Annotated in this window: 8 protein-coding genes; 6 read left to right on the forward strand and 2 right to left on the reverse strand. The window is 54.3% G+C overall.

The window, feature by feature from the left end; genetic code table 11:
- The 4 genes from NTZ04_05610 to NTZ04_05625 all read left to right on the forward strand — a co-directional run.
- Positions 1 to 344, forward strand: a 344-nt coding sequence (locus tag NTZ04_05610) for a CoA transferase (protein ID MCX5991789.1), incomplete at its 5' end; no start/stop codon positions are given.
- 77 nt (positions 345 to 421) lie between these two features.
- Entirely contained in the window at positions 422 to 1,216 is a 795-nt protein-coding gene (locus NTZ04_05615) for a methyltransferase domain-containing protein (protein MCX5991790.1), read from the forward strand.
- 156 nt (positions 1,217 to 1,372) lie between these two features.
- Entirely contained in the window at positions 1,373 to 2,059 is a 687-nt protein-coding gene (locus NTZ04_05620; protein ID MCX5991791.1) for a TIGR00730 family Rossman fold protein, read from the forward strand.
- 26 nt (positions 2,060 to 2,085) lie between these two features.
- The gene (locus tag NTZ04_05625) at positions 2,086 to 2,982 is read left to right on the forward strand and encodes a DegV family protein (GenBank protein MCX5991792.1); all 897 of its coding nucleotides are present in this window, start codon (positions 2,086 to 2,088) and stop codon (positions 2,980 to 2,982) included.
- 268 nt (positions 2,983 to 3,250) lie between these two features.
- On the opposite strand, the gene NTZ04_05630 is transcribed toward NTZ04_05625, so the two are convergent.
- A complete protein-coding gene (locus tag NTZ04_05630; protein MCX5991793.1) occupies positions 3,251 to 4,486 on the reverse strand; it encodes an NADH:flavin oxidoreductase in 1,236 nt (411 codons plus the stop codon).
- 255 nt (positions 4,487 to 4,741) lie between these two features.
- On the opposite strand from NTZ04_05630, the gene NTZ04_05635 reads away from it, so the two are divergent.
- The gene (locus tag NTZ04_05635) at positions 4,742 to 6,175 is read left to right on the forward strand and encodes a CoA-binding protein (GenBank protein ID MCX5991794.1); all 1,434 of its coding nucleotides are present in this window, start codon (positions 4,742 to 4,744) and stop codon (positions 6,173 to 6,175) included.
- Positions 6,176 to 6,180: 5 nt separating this feature from the next.
- Here NTZ04_05635 and NTZ04_05640 read toward each other — a convergent pair whose 3' ends face one another.
- The gene (locus NTZ04_05640; GenBank protein ID MCX5991795.1) at positions 6,181 to 6,396 is read right to left on the reverse strand and encodes a NifU family protein; all 216 of its coding nucleotides are present in this window, start codon (positions 6,394 to 6,396) and stop codon (positions 6,181 to 6,183) included.
- Between the two features lie 304 nt (positions 6,397 to 6,700).
- Here NTZ04_05640 and NTZ04_05645 point away from each other — a divergent pair, with 304 nt between their 5' ends.
- On the forward strand, positions 6,701 to 7,552 hold the full coding sequence (locus NTZ04_05645; GenBank protein MCX5991796.1) for a HEAT repeat domain-containing protein: 852 nt from the start codon (positions 6,701 to 6,703) through the stop codon (positions 7,550 to 7,552).
- Positions 7,553 to 8,163: the final 611 nt, after the last annotated feature.

The following is an 8,163-nucleotide window of genomic DNA, read 5'->3' on the forward strand; positions in this document are numbered from 1 at the left end:
GGGTCTTCACTCCGGAGCAGGTGATGACAATGATGCAGGAGTCTGGCGTGCCGGCGGGAGTGGTGCAGACATGCGAGGACCTGCTCAACGATCCGCAGATGAAGCATCGGCAGCACCACCGCGTGTTGAAGCATGCTGTGATCGGAGACCACTCATACCATGCCCCGGCATATCGTCTTTCAGAGACGCCATGTGACCTAAATAGAGCAGCGCCGTGCCTGGGCCAGGACAACGAGCACGTCTACAAAGATATCCTGGGAATGACTGATGACAACATCGCGGACATGCTGGCAGAAGGTGTGATCACTACCGAGTACGATGCGCCTTTCAAATCGACATGGTAGGTGAGCGGATATCTCAAGTATCCGGTGAGCATTTGAGAATCACCCACGCAGCCTCGGCATGATGCATTAGGAAAAGAATGTACCAGTGGAATGCCAGGGAATACCAGACCAGCTCTTCCAATCAGAAGAAATGGGCGATGGAGCTGCTTTCTAAGCTTGACTTGGAGGGAAACGAGAGGGTACTGGATATCGGGTGTGGTGATGGGGAGATTACCGCACTGATTGCCCGAAGGGTGCCCCGTGGCTTTGTTGTCGGAATAGACAGCTCAAGGGATATGATTGAACTGGCAGAAAAGCGCTGTCCTTCAGAGCACTACCCGAACCTCACCTTTTTCTTGAGGGACGCCGGGGCCATGGACTTTGACGAGGAATTTGATGCCGTCTTCTCCAATGCCTGTCTTCATTGGATTATTGATCATAAGTCTGTTCTTGAAGGCATCAAAAGATGCTTGAAACCTTCCGGGAAAGTACTGCTCCAGATGGGTGGCCTCGGCAATGCCAAGACAGTTCTGGAAGCTCTGGACGATATTATTAAGGAGTCTCAGTGGGCCAAATTCTTCGAGGGGTTCATCTTTCCTTATGGATTTTATGGGTCTGAGGAGTACCGCAACTGGCTAGGGGCGCTTGGTTTCAAGATTGTGAGGGTTGAGCTGTTGCCGAAGGACATGGTGCATGAAGGTAAGGGGCAGTTCGCGGCGTGGCTCCGCACCACGTGGCTGCCCTACACCCAGAGAGTTCCAGAGACCCTCAGAGAAGAATTTATTGCCGCAGTGGTGGAGCAGTATGCAGGGAAATACTCTGTGGGCAATGACGGCCACATCCATATCAGGATGGTGAGGCTGGAAGTCGAGGCGGAGAAGGGTACAGCGTGACGCATGGGGCAGCGATGGAACCCTGAACCCTCGGATAGCGATGCTTTGTTGTCCCGAAAAGGCTATAATAGACCGTCAAGGTGCAGAGCCTCGGAGTCTTGGATTGTCTGTTATCCTGGTTGAGAGATAATCAGGTCCTGGCGCGAGGAGAACGATATGCCACAAGGTTATGAAATAAACGATCTGGCCAAGGAGGAATCCTGGCGCATGTTCCGGATCATAGGGGAGATGGTGGAGGGATTTGATACACTTTCAGGTGTAGAGCCAGCGGTGACTATATGGGGTTCAGCGAGGCTCAAGTCGGATGATGAGCTGTATGCACAGACAGAAGACATTGCTCGTAGGCTGGGAGAGCTGGGCTTCTCAATTATCACTGGGGGCGGGCCGGGTGTGATGGAGGCGGCCAACAAGGGTGCTCACCAAGCAGGGGTGACATCGGTCGGGCTGAATATCGTCTTGCCAGAAGAACAGGCCTGTAATAGGTATTCCACCAAAACAATAACGTTCCATCATTTCTTTATCCGTAAGGTCATGCTGGTGAAGTATGCCATTGCCTTTGTTATCATGCCTGGCGGATTGGGCACGCTTGACGAGCTGACTGAGGTGTTGACCCTGATGCAGACCCATAAGATAAGACCCATGCCGGTTATTCTATTCAATGGCGAATACTGGAAGGGATTCCTGGACTGGCTGCGCCAGACTGTTCTGGCGAGGAACTTTATCACCGAAGGAGACTTCAACTTGTTGAGGGTCTGTGATCGTCCTGAGGATGTAGTTGAGACCGTCCAGAGGTGGTACATAAAGCAAGAGGTTGTCGGCAGGAAGGCCATTTTTGTGAGATAACCGGGGCACCGTGCCCTGCTCCTAAGATGAGAAAAGTCGCTATTTGTACTGACAGCACCTGTTGCTTACCAGCAGGGCTGGTGGAGAAGCATTCTATTCGAGTAGTACCGCTATTCATAGTCTCCGGCGGCAAGACATATCGTGATGGAGTTGATATCAGCCCTGGCGAGGTGTACAAGATCATGCGGAAGGGGGATGATCTCCCCACTACCTCAACCCCATCGCCAGGTGACTTCCTGGATGCCTACAAAGAGCTAAGCCAGGCAGCAGAATCGGTGGTTTGTATCACCCTCACTGGACTGCAAAGCGAGCTGTTTGAGACAGCAATGGTAGCCAGGAAGATGGCCGAGGAGGGAATACCCAACACAGCCATCGAAGTCATTGACAGTCGTGCTGTATCCGGCGCACTGGGGTTCATTGTTCTTGAGGCCGCTCGCGCTGCCGATCGGGGAGCCGACCTTAGCCAGGTATGCAATATTGCCCGCGGAATGATGAAGAGGGTCAACTTCCTTGCAATGGTGGACACGCTCACCTTCCTAGCCAGGACCGGCCGCATTGGCAGGGCCACAGCCTGGGCCGGGACACTGTTGAATGTGAAGCCTGTTCTCGAGCATTCTACCTCTGTAGGAGAAACAGCGCCCTTTGCCAGGCCGAGGAGCAAGTCCAAGGCTGTCGAGTTGATGCTGCACACAATGACAGGGCGGGTGGGTGCTGCCACAGTGCACGTCATGGTGCACCACGCTGACGAACTGGAAGACGGAGAGAAGCTGAAGGCCGAGATTGGCCAGAAGTTCAAATGCGCCGAAATTTATCTCACCGAGTTCACACCAGGCATGGGCGTTCACGCTGGCCCCGGGGTTCTGGCTATCTCCTTCTACACTGACCAAAGCCCCGATGTAAATCAGCGAGATCGCCAGCAGTAGACGGGGTCGAGATCATATTCCGCGGGATTGATTAAGCCTAACGTTTCTCCTTTGCTTCTGCGGTGCTCTTAACCTGTCAGGGGGGAATTGGAACCACAAACAATTTACTGCAGTGAGAGTGATGCCATGAAAGGGATAGACTTGTGGCGCAGGCAGGAATCAACAGAAACAGGACAGGGGCAAACCTACCCTGTCGCCTTTGATCCCCGCTCGGAGCCAAGCCGAAACAGAGAGCCGAACCCAGGCCAAATCCTGGGTAGAGTCCTGTTTATGCCCGATATTGAGGTCCCACCCCTTTCCTCTTTTTGGTGAGCGGGCCCTTGGTATTGCACACGCACTCCACCCCGCCCTTGTCCATCTCAGCAATACACCTGTTGCAGTGATCGCAGTCTGAAACCAGTGCCTGCCCCTTCTGCCACTTGTTGACAATGTCCGGGTCCTTGATTATGGCCCGGCCTATCTCCACGAAGTCGAAGCCTGCGGTCATGGCCGTCTGCAGGTCTTCCACAGAGCAGACGCCTCCAATCAGCACTACCGGGATCTTCACTGCCTTGCGTATCTTCAGGGCATCCTGCATGAGGAACAGATCGTTGTATTCATATTGCTGGACCATAAAGCGTCCGAAGAGGAGCAAGCCTATCTTCTTTGTCCAGCTCTTCTGAACAGCGACCATCTCCATGGTGGGCACGTTGCCCCGCAGCATCATCAACGGGGTCTTGGCGGTGAAGCCGCAACTGGGGACCAGAGCGCTGGCTCCCTCAGACTCGAAGCGCTTGGCTATCACTACGGCATCTTCGACCTCCAGGCCACCCTTGATCCCATCGGTGAGGTTCATCTTGACCATAATCGGGAAGCCTGGCCCAACAGCCTCTCTAACACGCCTTACCACCGAAGCAGGGAAGCGCAGGCGGTTCTCCAGGGATCCGCCATAGGTATCCCTTCTCTGATTGGTGTACGGGGAGAGGAACTGACTCAGCAGGTAACCATGTCCGGAATGGATTTCGATAGCATTGAACCCTGCCTCTTTGGCCAGGATGGCTGCCTGAGCGAAGTTCTCCCTCACTGCTTTGATATCATCCTCGTTCATTACCCGTGGAAAGCTGAGACGGAAGAGGTTGAACTTACGGGAGGGGCCCACCGGCTGGTAGCCAGTGTCGGCCTTGCTGGCGAAGTAACCGCAATGTCCCAACTGAATGGAGACAGCAGCCCCCTCTTTGTGTACCGCATCAGTCAACCTTTTCAGATCGGGCAGGATTTCCTTCCGCATCCACATCTCATGCCCGAAGGCACGGCCCTCCTGGGCTACGGAGCAATAAGCCACCGTGGTCATAGCAGCACCGCCTTTGGCCACTGCCCGGTGATGCTCTATCAGCTTATCGGAGCAGCTACCCTCCTGACACATACCTTCAAAGCAGCCGGCTCTGATAATACGGTTACGCAACTGGAGATCACCGATCTTCCCTGGAGTAAAAGCTTTACGCGATTCCACTGCAGCTTGTGCCATGCTCTACATCCTTCTTTCCGATCCAGTCAAACCTCTGGACCCACAGAATAGCCCTGTACTTCTTTCAAAGATCGGCATCATTATAACTTAACCACCAGTGGCCAGCAATGGCCCCAGAATCTAAAGCCAAGAAATTTCATCATGAGACTGGCCCCGGTGTACAATGATGGCAACCTTGGAAACAACTTTGCTATGTCTCTATAGATCGTGGCTCCAGTTGCCATTACTGGAGCTGTTCTTGTAGGCTGTGATTCTATGGGTGAGCGGATAACTGACTCCTTTTTCTATCACACCTCGGTTGCCATTGCCGGAGCTTCCATCCCATATAATATCGGGCATGCCTTTGTTGATTGCCTGCTCGCCTCCGGCTTCAAGGGCAAGATATATCCACTCAATCCCAATGGCGGCGAGATCCTGGGTCTGAAGGTCTATCGCAGCATCAAGGATATTCCTGGGAAGGTGGACTATGTTATCTCCTGCATACCCGCGCGCTTCACGCCTCAATTGGTCCAAGAGAGCGCGGAAAAGGGGGCTAAGATAGTATCTTTCTTTACTGCGGGCTACTCTGAAAGCGGCAGGCAAGAAGGGGAGGAGCTGGAAGAGGAACTGCTGCGGGTGGCCAGTGCCAGCGGTGTTCGTCTCCTTGGTCCCAACTGTCTCGGTCTTTACTGTCCCAAGATAGGCCTCTCCTTTGCCTCCGATTTTCCAAAAGAGAGCGGGAATGTAGGTTTTATAAGCCAGAGCGGGGGCAATGCCATCTATTTGATTCGGGCCGCCGGCCAGAGAGGTGTCCGCTTCAGCAGGGCTATTTCCTATGGAAACGCCTCTGATGTTGATGAGTGTGATCTGCTGGAATACCTTGCTGCAGATGACGAAACCAGGTTGGTTGCTGCCTATATTGAGGGGGTCAAAGATGGCCGCCGGTTCCACAGAATTCTGAAGAAGCTGGCAGCTATGAAGCCGGTGGTGATCCTCAAGGGTGGCTATACCAAAGCAGGGGCGGTGGCAGCGGCCTCCCATACCGGCTCTCTGGCGGGGTCTGACGAGACCTGGGAGTCCCTCTTAGAGCAGACCGGAGCGGTTCGGGTTTACAACCTGGATGAGATGGCTGATATGCTGGTGACTTTCTCATACATGGGTGTGCCTCGGGGAAGGAGCATGGCCGTATGCGGCAGCAACGGCGGGTTTACCGTGCTGACTGCTGATGAGTATATTAGTGCCGGCTTTGATTTACCCCGGCTGACATCGAGTGAGCAACAGAAGATCGCCCACCAGGTGAGCAAGTTCTCCAGTACTGATGCCGGTATGATCCTTAGAAACCCGTTTGATATTACCAACGTGGGATCAGGCGAGGGCCAGTACGCTATCATGCGGAGTCTGGCTATCAACGCTCGTTTTAGTGTTCTGGTGGCGCAGGTCAGTATCAGCAATTCCGGGTGGCCCCATGCGGGCTCCCCTTTCAAGTTCTGGCCTGATATGTTTCTCTGTGCCTTTTTCAGGGTTCATCGCGAGGTGAAGAAACCTGTGGCTGTGATAATCCACGGCGTTATCACGGAAGTGGATTGTGCAAGGTCAGTCGAGTTACAACGGAGATGCATTGAGGCAGGGCTGCCTGTTTACGACTCGATACCACGGGCGGCCAGGGCGATGGACCGCTTCCTGCGTTATCACGAAAAGCAGCCGGGGTAACCCTCTCAATTATCGGCGATAATCTCCTTAATCTCAGGCATGTCCTCCTTTAATTCCTCTTCCAGTATGGCCAATGCCGCCTCTTTGGGCGGGCCCCCGTGGCACCCTGGCGCAAAAATCTGTACCCTGACCACACCGTCCTTGACACTCAGCAGGGTCACTTCAGTACTTGCAAAGGCTGGTTTCAGTCTGTCGATGACCTTCTGCACCTTTTCGCGCATCTACCCCCTCCTTCTAGCCGACGTTCCTGCTCTCCATGGAGCTACACAGGTCAAGCAGGTTAAACAATTCTACATCTCCGCTGTCACTGTGCAAAGCTGGCCTTATATGGGCCCACTCTCTCTGCTCCCCTCATGCCATTCCGTGTCTCTGTGATATTGCAGGCATAGACCATCAAAACCCCGTCTGTTATAATGTCGCCCATAACACAAACAGACCGACAACGGATGTTAAGCGTGATCATGTTGGGACATGGGTGTAACGGGATAGCAACAGGGAGCAACCTGCTGACAGAGGAGATGAGGAATGAGTGATGTAGAAAAGCTATTTGAGGGTTTGAGGAGCCGGCGTTGGGAGGCACGCAAAGCGGCAGCACAGGCCATGGCCAAGATTGGCGCACCTGCCGTGACCTGGCTCACCAGTGCGCTGGCCGATGAGAATCCAGATGTACGCCTGATAGCAGCCAAGGCCCTGGGCTGGATGAAGAGTACCGAGGCCGTTGCGCCACTTATCAAGGCGCTTGCCGACGAGGATTCCGGTGTCCGTAAGACTGCGGCCGAGTCTCTCGCGAGTATAAGTGATGCTGGCGCTGTGACCGCCCTTGTAAATATGCTGAAGGATGAGGACTGGAGTGCCCGCGAGGCTGCTGCTGAGGCTCTGGGCAGCATTGCAGATCGCAGCGCTATTACTCCCCTCATGGCTGTGCTGAGGGACATATACCTGGATGTGCGTGAGGCTGCTGTTGAAGCCCTCGTTCAGATGGGCAAGTCATCGGTATCTCACCTCATCAATGCGCTCAACGATGGATATCCGGATGTCCGCTGGTGTGCAGCCAGGGCTCTGGGCAAAATAAAGGATTCGCAGGCTGTTGTTCCCCTGATAAAGCTGGTTCGTGACTACGACCCGGGTGTCCGTCAGGCTGCCATCGAGGCTCTGGGCAAGATAGGGGACTCTCAGGCAGTCGCTTCCCTCATAGATGCGCTGAAGGATGAAGTTTCCAGTGTCAGATGGGCCGCAGTGAAGTCTCTGGACCAGATAGGGGATTCGAGGGCCATAGCCTCCCTGAATGACGCATTGAAGGATAAGAATTCGGGCGTTCGCTTTACTGCAGCCAAGGCTATTGAGAGTATTCTCCGGCGTTCACCAGGGCTGAAATAGGCGTGATGCTGAGCGAATCCTGTAGGGACTCTGTCCGAAGTTCGGTGGCTGTCGTGCTTCCGCTGTAGGGACATAGCTTTAGCTCTGTCCGCGGTGGGGAATCGGGGACAACGGACAGACCTGAAGGTCTGTCCCTACTTTAGGGAAGTGGCTGAGAAAGTGGATAGGCAAGGGTGGCTGTCGGGTCCCCGACCCGACGCTGTGGCGACACAGTGTGTGTCATCCTGATATTGCCCACCATGTCATTCTGAGCGCAGCGAGGAATCTCGATTGTTACGCTGACTTGTGACACCAGCGTGTAGGGACTTTGTCCGCGGTGGGGAACCAGGGGCAGTGGACAGACCTGAAGGTCTGTCCCTACTTTAAGGGAAGTGGCTGAGAAATCTGATGTCGCCCACGGTGTCATTGCGAGCGAAGCGAAGCAATCTCTGCCACGAGCCATCCTTCCGCAGAAGGATGAGCTATCAGCCATCAGCCACGAGCTACGATCGTGTCATTCTGAGCGCAGCGAAGAATCTCGATTGTTACGCTGACTTGTGACACCAGCGTGTAGGGACTTTGTCCGCGGTGGGGAACCAGGGGCAGTGGACAGACCTGAAGGTCTGTCCCTA

The organism is Chloroflexota bacterium, from assembly GCA_026389585.1.
GTDB lineage: Bacteria > Chloroflexota > Dehalococcoidia > UBA2247 > RBG-13-53-26 > JAPLHP01.